Origin of the sequence: Enterobacter cloacae complex sp. ECL72 (assembly GCF_019056635.1) — a bacterium.
GTDB lineage: Bacteria > Pseudomonadota > Gammaproteobacteria > Enterobacterales > Enterobacteriaceae > Enterobacter > Enterobacter hormaechei_C.
In genome coordinates, this window is sequence record NZ_CP077659.1 from 2229574 (window position 1) to 2247706 (window position 18133).

18 protein-coding genes and 1 pseudogene are annotated in these 18133 nt (G+C 56.5%); 7 read left to right on the forward strand and 12 right to left on the reverse strand.

The features are described 5' to 3' along the window. Positions 1-34: 34 nt before the first annotated feature. Positions 35-1106, reverse strand: a pseudogene (dadX, locus tag KTH07_RS10840) (catabolic alanine racemase DadX). A 9-nt stretch (positions 1107-1115) separates the two neighbouring features. After that, entirely contained in the window at positions 1116-2414 is a 1299-nt protein-coding gene (locus KTH07_RS10845) for a D-amino acid dehydrogenase (RefSeq protein WP_032619534.1), read from the reverse strand. Between the two features lie 321 nt (positions 2415-2735). Here KTH07_RS10845 and KTH07_RS10850 point away from each other — a divergent pair, with 321 nt between their 5' ends. Then, positions 2736-4268, forward strand: a complete 1533-nt coding sequence (locus KTH07_RS10850; RefSeq protein ID WP_032619532.1) for a SpoVR family protein — start codon at positions 2736-2738, stop codon at positions 4266-4268. 114 nt (positions 4269-4382) lie between these two features. Here KTH07_RS10850 and fadR read toward each other — a convergent pair whose 3' ends face one another. Beyond that, the gene (gene fadR, locus KTH07_RS10855; protein WP_015570315.1) at positions 4383-5102 is read right to left on the reverse strand and encodes a fatty acid metabolism transcriptional regulator FadR; all 720 of its coding nucleotides are present in this window, start codon (positions 5100-5102) and stop codon (positions 4383-4385) included. A 201-nt stretch (positions 5103-5303) separates the two neighbouring features. Here fadR and nhaB point away from each other — a divergent pair, with 201 nt between their 5' ends. Beyond that, on the forward strand, positions 5304-6842 hold the full coding sequence (gene nhaB / locus KTH07_RS10860; RefSeq protein WP_017693269.1) for a Na(+)/H(+) antiporter NhaB: 1539 nt from the start codon (positions 5304-5306) through the stop codon (positions 6840-6842). Between the two features lie 46 nt (positions 6843-6888). Continuing rightward, positions 6889-7419, forward strand: coding sequence for a disulfide bond formation protein DsbB (dsbB, locus tag KTH07_RS10865; protein WP_017693268.1), 531 nt, complete (start codon positions 6889-6891; stop codon positions 7417-7419). A 99-nt stretch (positions 7420-7518) separates the two neighbouring features. On the opposite strand, the gene KTH07_RS10870 is transcribed toward dsbB, so the two are convergent. From KTH07_RS10870 to KTH07_RS10880, 3 genes are all read right to left on the reverse strand, one after another. Then, positions 7519-7959: a YcgN family cysteine cluster protein gene (locus tag KTH07_RS10870; protein ID WP_015570314.1), complete on the reverse strand. Its 441-nt coding sequence runs from the start codon at positions 7957-7959 to the stop codon at positions 7519-7521. Between the two features lie 93 nt (positions 7960-8052). Then, entirely contained in the window at positions 8053-8712 is a 660-nt protein-coding gene (locus KTH07_RS10875; RefSeq protein ID WP_032619529.1) for a fumarylacetoacetate hydrolase family protein, read from the reverse strand. 47 nt (positions 8713-8759) lie between these two features. Beyond that, positions 8760-9035 (reverse strand): YcgL domain-containing protein, encoded by a 276-nt coding sequence (locus tag KTH07_RS10880; RefSeq protein ID WP_015570312.1) that lies wholly within the window; start codon positions 9033-9035, stop codon positions 8760-8762. Positions 9036-9158: 123 nt separating this feature from the next. On the opposite strand from KTH07_RS10880, the gene minC reads away from it, so the two are divergent. The 3 genes from minC to minE are packed head-to-tail and all read left to right on the forward strand — an operon-like array spanning position 9159 to position 10971. Continuing rightward, positions 9159-9866: a septum site-determining protein MinC gene (gene minC, locus KTH07_RS10885; RefSeq protein WP_015570311.1), complete on the forward strand. Its 708-nt coding sequence runs from the start codon at positions 9159-9161 to the stop codon at positions 9864-9866. Between the two features lie 22 nt (positions 9867-9888). Continuing rightward, on the forward strand, positions 9889-10701 hold the full coding sequence (minD, locus tag KTH07_RS10890; protein ID WP_003859938.1) for a septum site-determining protein MinD: 813 nt from the start codon (positions 9889-9891) through the stop codon (positions 10699-10701). Between the two features lie 3 nt (positions 10702-10704). Further along, on the forward strand, positions 10705-10971 hold the full coding sequence (gene minE, locus KTH07_RS10895; RefSeq protein WP_003859937.1) for a cell division topological specificity factor MinE: 267 nt from the start codon (positions 10705-10707) through the stop codon (positions 10969-10971). 86 nt (positions 10972-11057) lie between these two features. On the opposite strand, the gene rnd is transcribed toward minE, so the two are convergent. The 5 genes from rnd to KTH07_RS10920 form a co-directional block, all read right to left on the reverse strand. Next, on the reverse strand, positions 11058-12173 hold the full coding sequence (rnd, locus tag KTH07_RS10900) for a ribonuclease D (RefSeq protein ID WP_160863030.1): 1116 nt from the start codon (positions 12171-12173) through the stop codon (positions 11058-11060). An 83-nt stretch (positions 12174-12256) separates the two neighbouring features. After that, complete coding sequence (gene fadD / locus KTH07_RS10905) at positions 12257-13942, reverse strand: long-chain-fatty-acid--CoA ligase FadD (protein WP_017693264.1); 1686 nt, start codon at positions 13940-13942, stop codon at positions 12257-12259. A 203-nt stretch (positions 13943-14145) separates the two neighbouring features. After that, positions 14146-14727 carry a Slp family lipoprotein gene (locus tag KTH07_RS10910; protein ID WP_032619526.1) on the reverse strand — a complete coding sequence of 194 codons (582 nt, stop codon included), beginning with the start codon at positions 14725-14727 and terminating at the stop codon, positions 14146-14148. Positions 14728-14764: 37 nt separating this feature from the next. Then, positions 14765-15460 (reverse strand): tRNA (adenosine(37)-N6)-threonylcarbamoyltransferase complex dimerization subunit type 1 TsaB, encoded by a 696-nt coding sequence (gene tsaB / locus KTH07_RS10915; RefSeq protein WP_015570308.1) that lies wholly within the window; start codon positions 15458-15460, stop codon positions 14765-14767. A 66-nt stretch (positions 15461-15526) separates the two neighbouring features. Beyond that, a complete protein-coding gene (locus KTH07_RS10920) occupies positions 15527-17437 on the reverse strand; it encodes an ATP-dependent DNA helicase (protein ID WP_023303884.1) in 1911 nt (636 codons plus the stop codon). A gap of 133 nt (positions 17438-17570) precedes the next feature. On the opposite strand from KTH07_RS10920, the gene KTH07_RS10925 reads away from it, so the two are divergent. Then, on the forward strand, positions 17571-17915 hold the full coding sequence (locus KTH07_RS10925; RefSeq protein WP_003859927.1) for a RidA family protein: 345 nt from the start codon (positions 17571-17573) through the stop codon (positions 17913-17915). 5 nt (positions 17916-17920) lie between these two features. On the opposite strand, the gene KTH07_RS10930 is transcribed toward KTH07_RS10925, so the two are convergent. Beyond that, positions 17921-18103, reverse strand: a complete 183-nt coding sequence (locus tag KTH07_RS10930; protein WP_003859925.1) for a YoaH family protein — start codon at positions 18101-18103, stop codon at positions 17921-17923. Between the last annotated feature and the right edge of the window lie 30 nt (positions 18104-18133).

The window sequence follows — 18133 nt, forward strand, 5'->3', positions numbered from 1 at the left end:
CGGGTAAGCGTTAGCGCCACCCGGCACACACAAGTTACACCGTCACAACAGGCACTCTTGACGCCAGCGCGCACATCAGCTCATACCCGACGGTGCCCGCCGCAGCGGCCACATCATCAATTTTAACCTCGTTGCCCCACAGCTCAACCGGTGAGCCGATCCCCGCCTGGGGACACGGCGTCAAATCGATGGCCAGCATGTCCATGGAGACGGTACCTACCGTGCCGGTGCGCACGCCATCGACCCACACCGGCGTGCCGCTCGGGGCGATGCGCGGATAACCATCTGCATAGCCCCCCCGCCACGATACCGATGCGCTGTTCACCTGCTGCCCGATAGCGGCTCCCATAGCCCACCGTATCGCCCGCTTTCAGGGTTTGCACGCCGATAATCTCGCTTCGTAACGTCATCACCGGCTTCAGGCCGCTGTTGGCAATATCCTGCCACTGACCTGAGGGTGACGCGCCGTACAGTACGATCCCCGGACGTACCCAGTTGTAGTGCGCCTCGGGATGCCAGAGCGTTGCCGCTGAGTTCGACAGCGAGCGCGGACAGTCCAGACCTTCTGCCGCCTGCTCAATGCGGACCATGGCATCGGCAATGCCGTCCGGCTTTTCCGCATCGGCGAAGTGCGCCATCAGCGTCATCTCACCGACGTTTTTCAGAGCACGAAGCTGCTGCCAGACCGTATGCACCCGTTCAGGCTGGAAGCCCAGACGGTTCATCCCGCTGTTCACTTTGAGATAGATATCCAGCGGGGCATGCAGCTTCGCGTCCTGGATGGCCTTGATCTGCCAGTTACTGTGAACGCTGGTCGTCAGGCGGTACTTATCCAGCAGAGGCAGATCCTGCGCATGAAAGAATCCTTCCAGCAGCAGGATCGGTCCTTTCCAGCCGCGCTCGCGCAGCAGGATGGCCTCTTCCAGATTCAGCAAGGCAAAACCATCGGTGCCGCCGAGCGCACTCCAGATACGGTCGATACCATGACCGTAGGCGTTGGCTTTCACCACCGACCAGACACGAGAACCCGGCGCAGCACGGCGAACAATTTGCAGGTTATCCTTCAGCGCCTGCAAATCCAGCTGGGCCAGAATGGGACGGGACATGACGACTCCTTAATTATGCGCGCCGTGCAGGTGTTGTGGACGCGATGGGGTAAACCCTGATTGATAGCGTGCGGCGCTCAAATCGTCAAACGGAATTGCCGGCGTCCGTCCGGAGATCAGGTCGCTCAGCAGCTGGCCCGAACCGCAGGCCATGGTCCAGCCAAGCGTGCCGTGGCCGGTGTTAGTCCACAGATTTTTGTATGGTGTACGGCCCACAATCGGCGTGCCGTCCGGGGTCATTGGGCGCAGGCCGGTCCAGAACGTCGCCTGCTCAATGAAGCCGCCGCGCGGGAAGAGATCGCCCACGACCATCTCCAGCGTTTCACGACGCGGTTTGAGCAGCTCGGTATTGAAGCCCACGATTTCCGCCATGCCGCCGACGCGGATCCGGTTATCGAAGCGGGTGATGGCGATTTTGTAGGTTTCATCAAGAATGGTCGAGACCGGCGCGCCGCTGTCCTCTTTCACAGGAATGGTCAGGGAGTAGCCTTTCAGCGGATAGACCGGGATATCCAGGATCCCTTTCAGCATCGCGGTTGAGTAGGAGCCAAACGCCATCACGTAGGCATCGGCTTTAATTACCTCTTCCCCACACTTCACGCCGTAAATCTTCTCACCTTCCGACAGCAGTTTGTCGACAGAAGTATTGAAGCGGAATTTCACCCCGGCCTGCTCACACATGCGCGCCAGACGCTGGGTGAATAGCTGGCAGTCGCCGGTTTCATCGTTCGGTAAACGCAGACCGCCCGTCAGCTTGTGCGCGACCTCGGCAAGCGCTGGCTCCACCTGCGCCAGCTGGCTGGCTTCCAGCAGCTGATACGGTACGCCCGCATCTTCAAGCACGGCGATATCGCGGGTCGCGTTTTCGTACTGTTGCGGGGTACGGAACAGCTGAAGCGTGCCGCCCTGACGCCCTTCATATTCAATGCCCGTTGAGGCACGCAGCGCCTTCAGGCAGTCGCGGCTGTATTCCGCCAGCCGCACCATACGCCCCTTGTTTTCCATATAGTGGCGGGTGTCGCAGTTGCGCAGCATCTGCCACATCCACTTAAGCTGGAACTGCGTGCCGTCAAGGCTGATCGCCAGGGGCGCATGTCGCTGAAACATCCATTTGATCGCCTTCAGCGGAACGCCCGGGGCCGCCCACGGCGCAGCGTAGCCCGGAGAGATTTGCCCCGCATTCGCCGCACTGGTTTCCAGCGCCGGACCGGATTCGCGATCGATAACGGTAACCTCATGTCCCGCCTGACTTAAATACCAGGCGCTGGTTACGCCAACGACACCACTTCCCAGTATGACAACACGCATAGCCACTCCATTATGAGCAAAAGAACAATCATCTAATTACAGATTGATAACCTAGTTGAAAATATTATTCAACATATGACTTTTTTATGGTGACTCAACTCACATATCCCGCTGTATCAGGGGATGGCGCTTATTTGGGATCTCCTGCTGCGCGTTATTTTTAACCAGTAGAAAATTCTGTGAGCACCGCTTTATTTGCCGTATCGAAAACGCGAAATCGCAAAGAAAAAATTTCTGCGCCCCGCGTATTTGAATGGGGTGATCTATGCTTGAAAGGAGGCTCTCCAGTCAGAGAGAGCGACCAACAACGAGGGCGCGCTAATGGCTACACTAGATTCCATGTCCAGGGACAGCACCCGTCTGAGCGATGGACCCGACTGGACCTTCGAGTTGCTGGATGTCTACCTGGCGGAGATCGACCGGGTGGCCAAACTCTATCGTCTGGATACCTATCCCCATCAGATTGAAGTCATCACCTCGGAACAGATGATGGACGCTTACTCCAGCGTCGGGATGCCAATTAACTATCCGCACTGGTCGTTTGGCAAAAAATTCATTGAAACAGAGCGGCTGTATAAGCACGGGCAGCAGGGACTGGCGTATGAAATCGTCATTAACTCTAACCCGTGTATTGCCTATCTGATGGAGGAGAACACCATTACCATGCAGGCGCTGGTGATGGCGCACGCCTGCTATGGACATAACTCGTTCTTCAAAAATAACTATCTGTTCCGCAGCTGGACGGACGCCAGCTCCATCGTCGATTACCTGATCTTCGCCCGCAAATACATTACCGACTGCGAAGAGCGCTACGGCGTGGACGAGGTGGAGAAGCTGCTGGACTCCTGCCACGCGCTGATGAACTACGGCGTTGACCGCTATAAGCGCCCGCAGAAGATCTCATTGCAGGAAGAGAAAGCCCGGCAGAAGAGCCGCGAGGAGTATCTGCAAAGCCAGGTGAATATGCTGTGGCGCACCCTGCCGAAACGTGAAGAGGAGAAAACCGTCGCCGAGGCGCGTCGCTACCCTTCCGAGCCGCAGGAAAACCTGCTCTACTTTATGGAGAAAAACGCCCCACTGCTGGAGCCGTGGCAGCGTGAGATCCTGCGCATCGTGCGCAAGGTGAGCCAGTATTTCTATCCGCAGAAGCAGACCCAGGTGATGAACGAAGGCTGGGCGACCTTCTGGCACTACACCATTCTTAACCACCTGTACGACGAAGGAAAAGTCACCGAGCGGTTTATGATGGAGTTTCTGCACAGCCACACCAACGTGGTATTCCAGCCGGCATATAACAGCCCGTGGTACAGCGGCATTAACCCGTACGCGCTCGGCTTTGCCATGTTCCAGGATATCAAGCGTATTTGTCAGTCGCCCACCGAAGAGGACAAATACTGGTTCCCGGATATTGCCGGTTCCGACTGGCTGGAAACGCTGCACTTCGCGATGCGTGATTTTAAGGATGAGAGCTTTATCAGCCAGTTCATGTCGCCGAAGATCATGCGTGATTTCCGCTTCTTCACCGTACTGGATGATGACCGCAACAACTACCTGGAGATCTCCGCGATCCACAACGAAGAGGGTTATCGCGAGATCCGCTCGCGCCTGTCATCCCAGTACAACCTGAGTAATCTTGAACCGAACATTCAGGTCTGGAACGTGGATCTGCGCGGCGACCGCTCCCTGACGTTGCGCTATATTCCGCACAACCGCGCGCCGCTGGATAAGGGGCGTAAGGAAGTGCTGAAGCATGTGCATCGCCTGTGGGGATTTGACGTGTTGCTGGAGCAGCAGAACGAAGATGGCAGCGTGGAGCTGCTGGAGCGGTGTCCGGCGCGGTTGAATACGCTGTAGTGGGATTTTTTGCCCGGTGGCGCTACGCTTACCGGGCCTACGGGACCTGTAGGCCGGGTCAGGCGAAGCCGCCACCCGGCGAAAAAAAACCTCCCAATCGAGAGGTTTTTTCTTTCAGCGACTCTGAATCGCTAAATCGCCCGGCAGCGTTTTCTGCATCCGATGCCAGATTTCACCGGAGTCGTGGCCGTAACGACGCACCGTTTCATAGACCTGATCGTGCAGCCCTTCGGTGCAGAGTTTGCTCAGTTTATGGTAGAAGCCGAGCGCCAGGCTGCGGGCTTCAGGGTTAGCAAAGTAGTGACGACCAATGCGCGTATATAACCCTTTCATTCCATTCAGGATCAGACCGTAAACCGGATTGCCGGAAGCAAACGCCAGACCGCGGAACACGTTGTAATCCAGGGTCGCAAAGGCATCCGCGTGGTCTTCCACCTCATTAGCGGTGGCAAGCACTTTCAGCGCATCTTCAGGATGCTGACGAAACGCGGTGCGGATGAAAATGGTGGCGATGTTGGTGCGCACGGAAAGCAGATTATCAATCAGCTGCGGTACGCTTTCGTGGTCGAGACGCGCCAGCGTTTCCAGAATGTTCAGCCCGGACGTTTCCCAGAAGTTGTTCACCTTAGTGGGTTTGCCATGCTGTATCGTCAACCAGCCATCGCGCGCCAGACGCTGGAGCACTTCTCGCAGCGTGGTACGGGTGACGCCAATCAGTTCAGAGAGTTCGCGTTCAGCAGGTAGAATTGATCCCGCAGGGAAACGATTATTCCAGATGCTTTCAATGATGTACTCTTCCGCGAAACCCGCCGGGCTCTGCGCCTTAATGACCATAGTGAGATTTCCATTACACAGCTTTAGCAAATTGCACTCATCATACCAGAGGCGCGCAGAGGCAGATAGCGCAGCAGAGACAGAAAAGAGGGATCGCCGTTTCATTTTTATGAAATTTACAAATGGCTTAATCCCCCGCTCTGCCGCCATTTTTGCGTATACTGATGTCTTGTCTTATTTGACGGGTAAAGGACGTCTGTCGTGGAAATTTCATTTGGGCGCGCGCTGTGGCGCAACTTTTTAGGTCAGTCACCTGACTGGTACAAACTTACTTTACTGGTATTCCTGGTCGTTAATCCCGTTATCTTTTTGCTGGATCCCTTCGTTGCCGGGTGGATGTTGGTCGCCGAGTTTATCTTTACCCTGGCGATGGCGCTGAAGTGCTATCCGCTGTTGCCCGGCGGGCTGCTGGCGCTGGAAGCCGTGGTCATTGGAATGACCAGCGCGGAGCATGTTAAAAACGAGATAGCGTCGAATCTTGAAGTCTTGCTGCTGCTGATCTTCATGGTGGCGGGGATCTACTTTATGAAGCAGCTTCTGCTGTTTATCTTCACCCGTTTGCTGCTGAGCATTCCATCGAAAACGCTGCTCTCGCTGGCGTTTTGCCTCGCCGCGGCCTTCCTCTCTGCCTTCCTGGATGCGCTGACGGTCGTTGCGGTGGTGATCAGCGTCGCCGTCGGCTTTTACGGGATTTACCACCGGGTGGCCTCGTCTCGTCCTGGCGATAACTTGCAGGACGACAGTCACGTTGAGGCGCACAACCGCGATGTGCTGGAACAGTTCCGCGCGTTTCTGCGCAGCCTGATGATGCATGCGGGCGTGGGGACGGCGCTGGGCGGCGTGATGACCATGGTCGGGGAGCCGCAAAACCTGATTATCGCCAAAGCGGCTGAGTGGCATTTTGGCGAATTTTTCCTGCGCATGGCGCCCGTCAGCGTGCCCGTGCTGGTCTGCGGGTTAGCAACCTGTGTGCTGGTCGAAAAATTCAACCTCTTTGGGTATGGCGCTAAGTTGCCCGATCAGGTCCGCCAGGAGCTGCATAAGTTTGACGAGCAGAGCCGCAAACAACGCACGCGCCAGGAGACGCTGCGTCTGATTGCACAGGGTTTCATCGGCGTGTGGCTTATCGCTGCGCTGGCCTTCCACCTTGCCGAGGTGGGGCTGATTGGCCTGTCGGTAATTATCCTTGCAACCAGCCTGGGCGGCGTTACGGACGAACATGCTATCGGAAAAGCCTTTACCGAAGCGCTGCCGTTTACCGCCCTGCTGGCGGTGTTTTTCGCGGTCGTGGCGGTGATTATTGACCAACATCTGTTCGCGCCGATCATCGCGTTTGTGCTTCAGGCTACGCCAGATTCGCAGCTAACGCTGTTCTATTTGTTTAACGGTCTGTTGTCCTCTATATCCGATAACGTCTTTGTCGGGACGGTATACATCAATGAGGCCAAAGCCGCGATGGAGCAAGGGATTGTCAGCAGTGAACAGTTCGAGCTGCTGGCGGTGGCGATCAACACCGGAACCAACCTCCCCTCCGTGGCAACCCCGAACGGTCAGGCGGCATTCCTCTTCCTGCTGACCTCGGCGCTGGCACCACTCATACGACTTTCTTATGGAAGAATGGTCTGGATGGCGCTGCCGTATACGCTGGTGCTTACCCTGGTTGGTTTGCTGTGCATCAAAATTACTCTCGTTCCCTGTACGCAATGGTTATTGCAAGCAGGTATACTTGCGGCGCATTAAAATTCGTTTACACTGCGCTGTCTAAGCATGTTCCAGGGAAATGATTATGTTGCGATTTTTGAACCAGTGCTCACGCGGTCGCGGAGCGTGGTTGTTGATGGCCCTGACCGCCTTTGCGCTGGAAATGGTCGCGCTGTGGTTTCAGCATGTGATGGGGCTGAAACCTTGCGTACTGTGTATTTATGAGCGTTGTGCGCTGTTCGGCATTATGGGCGCGGGTCTGGTAGGTGCGATTGCACCCAAATCACCGTTACGCTATGCGGCAATTGCCATCTGGCTGTACAGCGCCGGGAAAGGGATTGCGCTTGCCTGGGAGCACACCCAGATGCAGCTTCACCCGTCGCCGTTTATGACCTGCGATTTTGCCGCCCGCTTCCCGAGCTGGCTGCCGCTGGATAAATGGCTGCCGCAGGTGTTTGTGGCCTCCGGTGACTGCTCTGTACGCCAGTGGGAGTTCCTGACGCTGGAGATGCCGCAGTGGCTGGTGGGCATTTTTGTCGCCTACTTTGTGGTGGCGCTGCTGGTGCTGATTGCCCAGCCGTTCAAACCAAAGAAACGCGATCTTTTTGGAAGGTAAAAGCAAAACGGCAACGTCAGTTTTGTAGATCGGGTAAGCGCAGCGCCACCCGACAAAATTGCGCACAATAAAAAACCCGCCTCGGCGGGTTTTTTATTGTCACCTATTAGGGTGATTCATAATGTGGTCTTCCCAGTCGCGCACCTCGGACTCTTTCACCGCAATGTGGCGCACGGAAATACGTTCACCGTGCATCGCCGCTTTCGACCCCGTCAACAGCGGATGCCATGTGGGCAGATCTTTTCCTTCCGCCAGCAGGCGATACGCGCAGGTATGCGGCAGCCACTCAAAGGTCGGCAGATTTTCACGGGTTAACTTGATGCAGTCCGGCTCATATTCGAAACGGCGCTCATAGTTGCGGCACTGGCAGGTTTTGATGTTTAACTGCTTGCAGGCTACGTTGGTGAAATAGATCTCGTCCGAATCTTCATCCATCAGCTTATGCAGGCAGCACTGCCCACAGCCGTCACACAACGATTCCCACTCCGCGTCGGTCATGTCGTCGAGAGTTTTGCTTTGCCAGAAAGGAATGTCGTTCATCGGGATGTCCACACGTCAAAATAGAGCGCACCTTATAACGAGTCTGGCACGTTGATGCAAGTTTTGCCGCCCTTTTCAGGCGGCAAGGTGCTTTTACAGCACGCGGGTTTTCAGCGACAGGCCGTTAAAACTGACGTCCAGTTCGTCGCCGCTAAGCAGCGGCCCCACACCTTCCGGAGTGCCGGTGAGGATCACGTCGCCAGGTTTCAGGGTGAAGAAGCGGCTCATGTAGGCAATCAGCGGAACGATCTTATGGATCATGTCAGCGGTTGTTCCCTGCTGGCGGATCTCGCCGTTGACCTTCAGGCTGAGCGGCGTGTTCTGCGGATCGTCGGTAAATTCACTCACCGGAACGAAACCAGAAATCGGGCATGAATTATCAAAACCCTTGGCTTTTTCCCACGGCTGCCCCGCTTTCTTCATTTTGCCCTGGACGTCACGCAGCGTCAGGTCGAGCGCGACACCGTAACCCGCAATCGCCTTCTCTACATGCTCTTCAGTTGCCTGGCGCAGCGTCGCGCCGATCAGCACCGCCAGCTCCACTTCATGATGCACCGAGCCCAGTCCCTGCGGCAGAACCAGCGGCTGGCGAATATCGCACAGTGCGGTTTCTGGCTTAATAAACAGAACTGGCTCTTCCGGCACGGCGCTGCCCATCTCCTGAATATGTTTTGCATAGTTGCTGCCCACGCAGACCACTTTGCTGACGGGATAATCCAGTAATGCACCTTGCCAGTTATGATGTTGATACATGGTCGCCCCCTAATCGGTTGATGAGTTGTTCCCGGAAGGTCCCGGGCTTATTTCTTTCCGCTCAGCTCAAGGTGCTGTTTTAATAAATTCTCCGGTGGCGGCGGAAGCTGTAAATAATAGCCCTGCTCGATTAACGCCTTTTTGACTTTCTCAAGATCGGCGTTCACCAGCTTCTTACGGCCGTCCAGCGGCAGCAGCATCGCCAGCTGCGGTCGGCCAAAGCTTTTCATTAATTCTTCAGGCACGCGGGAAAAATCGTCTTTCTTTTCGACATAAAGGTAGGTCTGGTCGCGGCTGGTACTTCTGTAGATCACACAAAACATGTTTTTACTCTGAATTAACGGGTGGTTGCTTGCCTCAATATACTCCTGACTATAACATGCCTGATACTCTTCGGAATATCGCGGCGATGTGTTGCGGTTAATAGCAAATTGAGTAAGGCCAGGATGTCAAATACGCCCATCGAGCTTAAAGGCAGTAGCTTCACCTTATCAGTGGTTCATTTGCATGATGCAAAACCCGAGGTTATTCGTCAGGCGTTAGAAGACAAAATCGCGCAGGCTCCCGCTTTTCTTAAGCATGCTCCTGTCGTCGTCAATGTAAGCGACCTTGAGGGGCCGGTTAACTGGAAGCGACTCCAGCAGGCCGTCGTCTCCACGGGGTTGCGCATCGTGGGTATTAGCGGCTGCAAAGACGCAGAGTTAAAAGCCGAAATTGAACGCGCGGGTTTGCCCTTGTTAAACGAGGGCAAAGAAAAAGCCCCGCGTGCAACGCCTGCAACCGTTCCCGCTCCCCCGCCTCCGGCGCAAAATGTAGCCCCAGTCACAAAAACGCGATTGATTGATCTGCCGGTTCGTTCCGGTCAGCGCATTTATGCGCCAAACTGTGATCTGATTGTTACAAGCCACGTCAGTGCGGGCGCAGAACTGATTGCAGATGGCAATATTCACGTTTACGGTATGATGCGTGGGCGTGCGCTTGCGGGCGCCAGCGGCGATCGAGAAGCACAAATTTTTTGTACTCACCTGACGGCAGAACTGGTGTCTATCGCAGGTGAATATTGGCTGAGCGATAAAATCCCAGCCGAATTTTATGGCAAAGCGGCCCGTCTGCAACTGGCAGATAACGCTTTGACCGTTCAACCGTTAAATTGATCCCTTTTAACAAGGAATTTCTATGGCACGCATTATTGTTGTGACTTCGGGTAAAGGAGGCGTTGGCAAGACCACCTCCAGCGCGGCCATCGCTACTGGTTTGGCCCAGAAGGGAAAGAAAACCGTCGTAATCGACTTCGATATCGGTCTGCGTAACCTGGACCTGATCATGGGTTGCGAGCGTCGCGTGGTGTATGACTTCGTGAACGTCATTCAGGGCGATGCCACCCTTAACCAGGCGCTGATTAAAGATAAGCGTACCGAGAACCTCTACATTCTTCCGGCGTCCCAGACCCGTGATAAAGACGCCCTGACCCGCGAAGGCGTGGAAAAGGTGCTCGACGATCTGAAAAAGATGGAGTTCGACTTCGTGGTCTGCGACTCCCCGGCCGGTATCGAAACCGGGGCTTTGATGGCGCTCTACTTCGCGGATGAAGCCATCATCACCACCAACCCGGAAGTCTCGTCAGTACGTGACTCCGACCGTATTCTCGGCATTCTGGCCTCGAAATCCCGTCGCGCGGAAAATGGCCAGGAGCCAATCAAAGAGCACCTGCTGCTGACCCGCTACAACCCGGGCCGGGTGAACAAAGGTGACATGCTGAGCATGGAAGACGTGCTGGAGATCCTGCGCATCAAACTGGTTGGCGTGATCCCGGAAGATCAGTCCGTGTTGCGCGCCTCTAACCAGGGCGAGCCCGTGATCCTGGATACACAGGCAGACGCAGGTAAAGCGTATGCGGATACCGTTGACCGTCTGCTGGGAGAAGAACGTCCTTTCCGCTTCATTGAAGAAGAGAAGAAAGGTTTCCTCAAACGCCTGTTCGGAGGATAAGTTATGGCATTACTGGACTTTTTTCTCTCGCGGAAAAAAAGCACCGCCAACATCGCAAAAGAACGTCTGCAAATCATTGTGGCGGAACGTCGTCGTAGCGACGCCGAACCGCACTACCTGCCGCAGCTGCGCAAAGACATTCTGGAAGTGATCTGCAAATACGTGCAGATTGACCCGGAAATGGTCACCGTTCAGCTGGAGCAAAAAGACGGGGATATTTCGATTCTGGAGCTGAACGTGACGCTTCCGGAAGCGGAAGAGTCGCGTTAATCCGTTTGTGGTTTTGTAGGCCGGGTAAGCATCGCGCCGCCCGGCAATTTCCCCGGTGGCGCTGCGCTTACCGGGGCTACAATTCTTTAGCGCGGATACCCTTCCAGCAGGGTATTCAGGCGTTCGGCCATCAGTTCCCCCCGCCATCCGGCGACCAGTTCCGGTAAACCATTTTGCGGTTTCAACTTCCAGTGCCAGTTCAGCAGCTGGTTAATCTGACGACGTGAAGCCAGCAGTTCGGCACTCAGTTTGCTTTCCCCCGCCACCGTCTGCACCAGCGCTTTGATATCTTTGAACGCCTTGCGGTAGCCCGGCATATCCATCAGGTTAAGCAGCGGTTCTGGCAGTGCGTCCTCCGGCAGCTGCTGAGCTTTCTCTACCAGCGCGAGCAGCGTTTTACCGTGGAAACGGATCTCACTTCCGGAAAGGCCAATGCTGTTCAGTTCACCAAGGCTACCCGGCATATAGCGCGCCACCGCCCACAGGTGTTCTTCACGCACCACGAAGTTAACCGCCAGATCGCGCTCACGCGCTTTACGCAGACGCCAGTCAGCCAGCAATTGCAGACAGGCCAGTTGACGGGTGCGCAGCTGCCAGGCGTTGGTGATGTCACGCCAGGCTTCTTTCGGATCAACCACTTCCTGACGACGCTGCTGCGTCATGCGGCACTCGTCCAGTGCGGCAGACAGCCAACCGGACGCCTCAGCCTCTTTCATGAGCTGGCCGGCAATCGGTAGCAGGTAAAAGACGTCTGCCGCGGCGTATTCAAGCTGACGCGCCGTCAGCGGACGCGCGAGCCAGTCGGTACGCGATTCGCTCTTATCCAGCGTCAGACCGGTGTACTCTTCCACCATCGCGGCGAAGCCCCAGGAGAGCGGACGACCGCTGAACGCCGCGAGGATCTGGGTATCAATCAGCGGCTGCGGCATGATGCCAAAGGTGTTGAGAAAGACTTCCAGATCTTCACTGCCCGCGTGCAGATATTTGGTCACGGCGGTATCCAGCAACAGCTCGCGCATTGGCGCCCAGTCGGTAATGCCGAGGGGGTCAATCAACGACACGTGTTTGCCGTCATACATCTGAATCAGACCCAGCTGCGGATAGTACGTTCGGGTGCGGACAAATTCCGTATCCAGGGCGATAGCGGGAAATTCACGCGTCACCTCGCACAGCGAAGCCAGCTCGTCGTTGGTAGTGATCATCTGGTAATTCAAATCGGACTCTCTTTTGTTTGCGCCCATAAAAAACGCCGGCTTAACCGGCGTCTGGGCGATTAACGTGAAGCTCAGGCCTTATTGTCCACTTTGGCACGGGCTTCGTCACGTAATTCTCGTCGTAATATCTTCCCGACGTTGGATTTCGGCAGCTCATCCCGAAATTCCACCAGCTTCGGCACTTTATAGCCCGTCAGCTGACGGCGACAAAACGTTATCAGCGCATCCTCGGTCAGAGAAGGATCTTTCTTGACCACAAATATCTTCACCGCTTCACCGCTGCTGCCGGAGGGAACGCCCACCGCCGCCACTTCCAGCACGCCGCTGTGCTGCATCACCACGTCTTCGATTTCGTTCGGATAGACGTTGAACCCTGACACCAGGATCATGTCTTTCTTGCGATCGACGATGCGCAGGAAGCCTTCGTCATCCATCACCGCGATGTCGCCCGTGTGCAGCCAGCCGTCTTTGATGATCTCATCCGTGGCATCCGGACGTTGCCAGTAGCCCAGCATCACCTGCGGCCCTCTGACGCACAGCTCCCCTGGCTCACCGTGAGGCACTTCGTTATCCTCATCATCCACCAGTTTTGCTTCCGTCGACGGGACCGGCAGACCGATACTGCCGCTGTGATAGTCGATATCATGCGGGTTAACGCTGACCAGCGGGGCGCACTCCGTCAGGCCATAGCCTTCCAGTAGATACTGCCCGGTGAGTTTCACCCAGCGCTCGGCAACCGCCTGCTGAACCGGCATCCCGCCACCCGCAGAGAGGTGCAGCGTGGAGAAATCGAGCTGCTGGAACTCTTTATTGTTAAGCAGCGCGTTAAACAGGGTGTTCACGCCGGTCATGGCGGTGAACGGGTATTTCGCCAGCTCTTTGACCAGCCCCGGAATGTCGCGCGGGTTGGTGATCAATACGTTTTGACCGCCAAGCTCAATAAACAGCAGGCAGTTCATGGTCAGCGCAAAAATGTGATACAGCGGAAGCGCGGTGATCACCAGCTCCTTGCCCGGGTGCAGCAGCGGCCCGTAGGTGGCATTAACCTGCTCAAGGTTCGCCAGCATATTTCGATGGGTCAGCATCGCCCCTTTCGCCACGCCGGTGGTACCGCCCGTGTATTGCAGAAATGCCAGATCCTCGGACACGATCTCCGGCTTCACGTACTGCATCCGGTAGCCCGCATGCAGGGCGCGGCGGAAAGAGATGGCATCCGGCAGGTGGTATTTCGGCACCAGCCGCTTAACGTATTTAACGACAAAGTTGACCAGCGTACCTTTCGCGGTAGAGAGCTGGTCGCCCATGCGCGTCAGGATGACGTGTTTAACCTGGGTTCTTTCAACGACTTTTTCCAGCGTGTGGGCAAAGTTGGAGACAATCACAATCGCCGCCGCGCCGCTGTCATTCAACTGATGTTCCAGCTCGCGCGGGGTATAGAGCGGGTTAACGTTAACCACGATCATCCCTGCCCTGAGGATCCCGAACAGCGCCACCGGGTATTGCAGCAGGTTTGGCATCATCAGCGCGACGCGATCCCCTTTCTGCAAGCCCAACCCTTCCTGTAAATAGGCTGCAAACGCCCGGCTGCGCTCTTCCAGCTTACGGAAGGTCATCACTTCACCCATATTCACAAATGCAGGCTGGTCAGCGTAACGCCGTACCGAGTGTTCAAATAATTCAATCAGGGATTGATAACGGTCAGGATTGATCTCCGCAGGAACATCCGCGGGATAACGGTTAAGCCAAACCTTTTTCAATGCATCACCTCTGAAATGAGTGTTCGTCGTCATCACAGCCCCGATAATAAACAGTTTGTTAACATTATATTAACTCAGCGTACCAGTTTATTAATTGTTCAGATTGCAGGTTGCGAAGCGCGTCACTCTTTTTTTTCGTTTTATCCGTAAAAAAACAGAGACAGCGGCTGAGCCGCTGTCTCTTTCCTAACAATAACAGTAAGTTACTCAGTTACGATTGTTTGAACCTGTGCAGGGCCTGGATTGTACCAACCCCAGCCACCGTAGCTGTATCGATACGGATGCGGTCCCCACATCCACGGATCGATTGGCTGTGGCGGCATCACCACCTGCTGGGCGATACGCCAGCGTTTGTAGCCGTTCACCTGCATGGTCATAAATTTGTATGGCGTATTGCCGATTTTCCCCGCCACCGAACCGGTAATCGGCCCGACGACGGTTACCAGCTGCCCGCGGAAATCTACCGGATCGAGGAAGCCGCTGACGTCAGCGTAGATCCGCCCGCGCGAGGCTTCACCCAGAACAGGCCGCGCGCCGTCGTCCAGCGGGACAGTGGCAATCTCCAGTCGGGTTTTACCCTGCTGGTTTATCACTTCAACCACCTTGCCGCCAAACCGCGCTTCCTGCCCGACATACAGCTCCGGGGCATTCATCACGCGTACCAGATCCTGCTGTGGCGTCGGGCTGGTGCCCTTGATCGCATCAGGAACGGTGACGCACCCGCTCAGTGCTATGGCAACCGCGCCTGCCATAAGAAAGCGTACAACTTTAGTCTGAACCGCCATGATGCGACTCCTTTTTCTCAGTTCCTGTTACTGAGATTCACTCGCGGCCAGGAAGTTTCTTCCACGCGACGGTGTTTCGTAAATAAACCGGTTCAGCATGTTCAACCGCCACGGTTTTTCCTGCGGCAAGCAGCTGACAGGCAATCGGCAGCATATCTTCGGCGGCAGGCAGGAGCATGTTACCGTCCACCAGCGTAAGGCCGGTGTCCTTCGCCATCTCAGGCCATGCCGGCCAGCCGGTTCCGACCGTCGCCCACTCACCGGAGAGCTGCTTCAGGCGCCCGGTGACGGCTTCAGGTTTAAGCACCGCTTCCGTCTCTTCGCCGTGCCAGACGCCGTTTTCGTCACGGGTGTACTCCGCCCAGTAGACTTCCCCCATGCGGGCATCAATCGCAGCCAGCACGCGGGTGGCGCCGGTCATGCGCCAGGCGCCCTGAGCCATGGTCGCAAGCGTTGAGACGCCGATCATCGGCAGGTCAGCGCCCAGCGCCAGCCCCTGCGCAATGCCAATCCCGATACGTACGCCCGTAAAGCTGCCCGGACCACGGCCGTAGGCCAGCGCGTCGAGGTCAGTCAGGGCGGTGTTGCCCTCGGTTAAAATGGTTTTTACCAGGGGCAGAATACGTTGGGTGTGTTCCCGTGGGCACTCTTCGAAATGAGCAAAAGTCGTACCGTCGTTCCACAGGGCAACGGAACAGGCCTCTGTCGCGGTATCAATAGCCAGAATTCGCATCAGTCGTCGCGCTCTCGCAATGGTCAGTCACAAAATGGCGCGCATCTTAACACACTCCGGGAAGAATTACTCCGCCGTCGGGTTCGCCAGGAAGCGGACCGCGCGTTTAATATCCCGCGTGCGCGGCGCGGGCGGCAGGCTGGCGAGGAAGGTGGCGCCGTAGGGACGCATCACCAGGCGGTTGTCGCAGATCACCAGCACCCCGCGGTCGGTGACGTCGCGGATCAGTCGCCCTACCCCCTGTTTAAGCGTGATGACCGCGTCCGGCAGCTGGACGTCGTCGAACGGATCGCCCCCGCGCAGACGGCAATCCTCCATGCGCGCTTTCAGGAGCGGATCGTCCGGCGATGTGAACGGCAGCTTATCGATAATCACCAGCGAGAGCGTATCGCCGCGCACGTCCACCCCTTCCCAGAAGCTGCTGGTCGCCACCAGCAGGGCATTACCGGCGCTGACAAACTGCTGGAGCAGCTGGCCTTTGCTGGTTTCCCCCTGCAACAGCACCGGTAGCGTCATGGTGGCGCGGAACTGCTCGGCCAGATCGCGCATCATGGCGTGTGAGGTGCAGAGCATAAAGCAGCGCCCGTTGTTGGCCTCAATCATCGGCTTCAGCATGGCCGCCAGATGGCGCGCCGCGCCCGGCTGGTTAGGCAGCGGCAGATTGCGCGGCACGCACAGCAGCGCCTGTTTCTCATAGTCGAACGGGCTCGGCAGAAGCAGGGATTCCGCCTGCTCAATGCCGAGGCGCTCGGTAAAGTGGTGCAGATCGTCATTGACCGACAGCGTGGCCGAGGTAAAGACCCAGGTGCCGGGCTTTTGCGCCATCACCTCTTTGAATTTATCAGCAACGGTCAGCGGCGTGAGCGCCAGGGTGAAGTGGCGCGAGGTACATTCGTACCAGTAGCTATAGCCCGGCTGGTTGATCTCTTTCAGCCGCTTCAGCCGCCCACGGTAGAGCGTGGCGCGCTCGAAAGCGGCGTCCAGCAGCGCTGAACGTCCGAGGGACAGCTTCGCCACGTCGTAACAGAGTTCAAGGGCATCATCGAGCAGCAGCAGCGCGCGCTGGATATTTTTGTCTGCGAGCAGTTCGCGCAGGTTGCCGCGATAGCCCGGCTCGCCAAGCTGTAAGCGGAAATCCTGTGCGCATTGCGCCAGGCGGTCCGCGCACTTCTGCAACTGCTGGGTATCTTTGAGTTCGGTGCGATAGGCAATGGTAATATCTTTCGCCAGATCCTGAAGCTGACGGCTGGAGAGCGACTGACCAAAATACTGGCTGGCGATGTCCGGTAGCTGATGGGCTTCATCGAAGATCATCACCTCCGCCTCCGGGATCAGCTCGCCGAAACCACTGTCTTTGACCACCATATCCGCAAGAAACAGGTGATGGTTCACCACCACCACGTCGGCGTCCATCGCGGTTTTACGCGCTTTCACCACAAAACAGTCCTTATACAGCGGGCAGTCGCTGCCGAGGCAGTTGTCATTGGTGCTGGTCACCAGCGGCCAGGCCGGGGAGTCTTCCGGCACGCTCGCGCAGGTGCTGATGTCCCCCTCCTCCGTCTGGTTGGCCCAGGCGCGCAGGACGATCACATCGCTCAGGGTTTGTACCGGCAGGTCGCCGCCCGCCAGCGCCTGCTGTTCAAGACGCTCCAGACACAGGTAGTTAGAACGCCCTTTCAGCAAGGCCAGACGCCCTTTGTATTTCAGCGCTTTCGCCACCGTGGGTAAATCGCGGCTGTAGAGCTGATCCTGGAGCGCTTTTGATCCCGTAGAGATGATCACCTTTTTTTTCGCCCGCAGCGCAGGAGCGAGGTAAGCATACGTTTTCCCCGTACCGGTGCCGGCCTCCACGACCAGCGGCTGCGCCTTGTCGATGGCGTGCGCGACGGCATGCGCCATCTGACGTTGGGGTTCGCGCGGTTTAAAGCCGGGAATAGCCTGTGCTAACTGACCTTCTGGGGAAAAATCGTCTGCCACGGTGTTCTCTCACTGTATTTTTGCACAGGGATTATGTCAGCCCCTTCTCTCCGGTGCCACCCCAAATAGTGACGACGGCGGAACATTATGGCAGTCTTGCCGCCTGACGACGAAAGATAACGAGGATACGTTTATGACAATTACGCGCATTGATGCCGAAGCCCGCTGGTCTGACGTGGTGATCCACAACCAGACGCTGTACTACACCGGCGTCCCTGCCAATCTGGACGCTGACGCCTTCGAGCAGACCGCCAACACCCTGGCGCAGATCGACGCCGTACTGGAAAAACAGGGCAGCGATAAATCCCGCATTCTGGATGCGACGATTTTTCTGGCGAATAAAGACGATTTCGCGGCGATGAATAAAGCCTGGGATGCGTGGGTGGTGGCGGGTCACGCGCCTGTACGCTGCACCGTACAGGCCACGCTGATGAAACCGGAATATAAGGTTGAGATCAAGATTATCGCGGCAGTGTAAGCCGGTTATTCTTCATCTTCATCCTCAAAGCGCGCCACGATCCGCTCGCCGGTATGGGTGGCGCGAAGTTCTTCCGCGACCTGGGAAATTGCCTGTCCGCTGCTCATCCCCTGGGACATCAGCTCCTGAATACGTTCAACGGCTTTCTGCTGTTGGTCATGGCTGAGAGAAGGTAAACCTGCAAACATCGTTAACTCCTGCTAAATTATTCGCGCTAA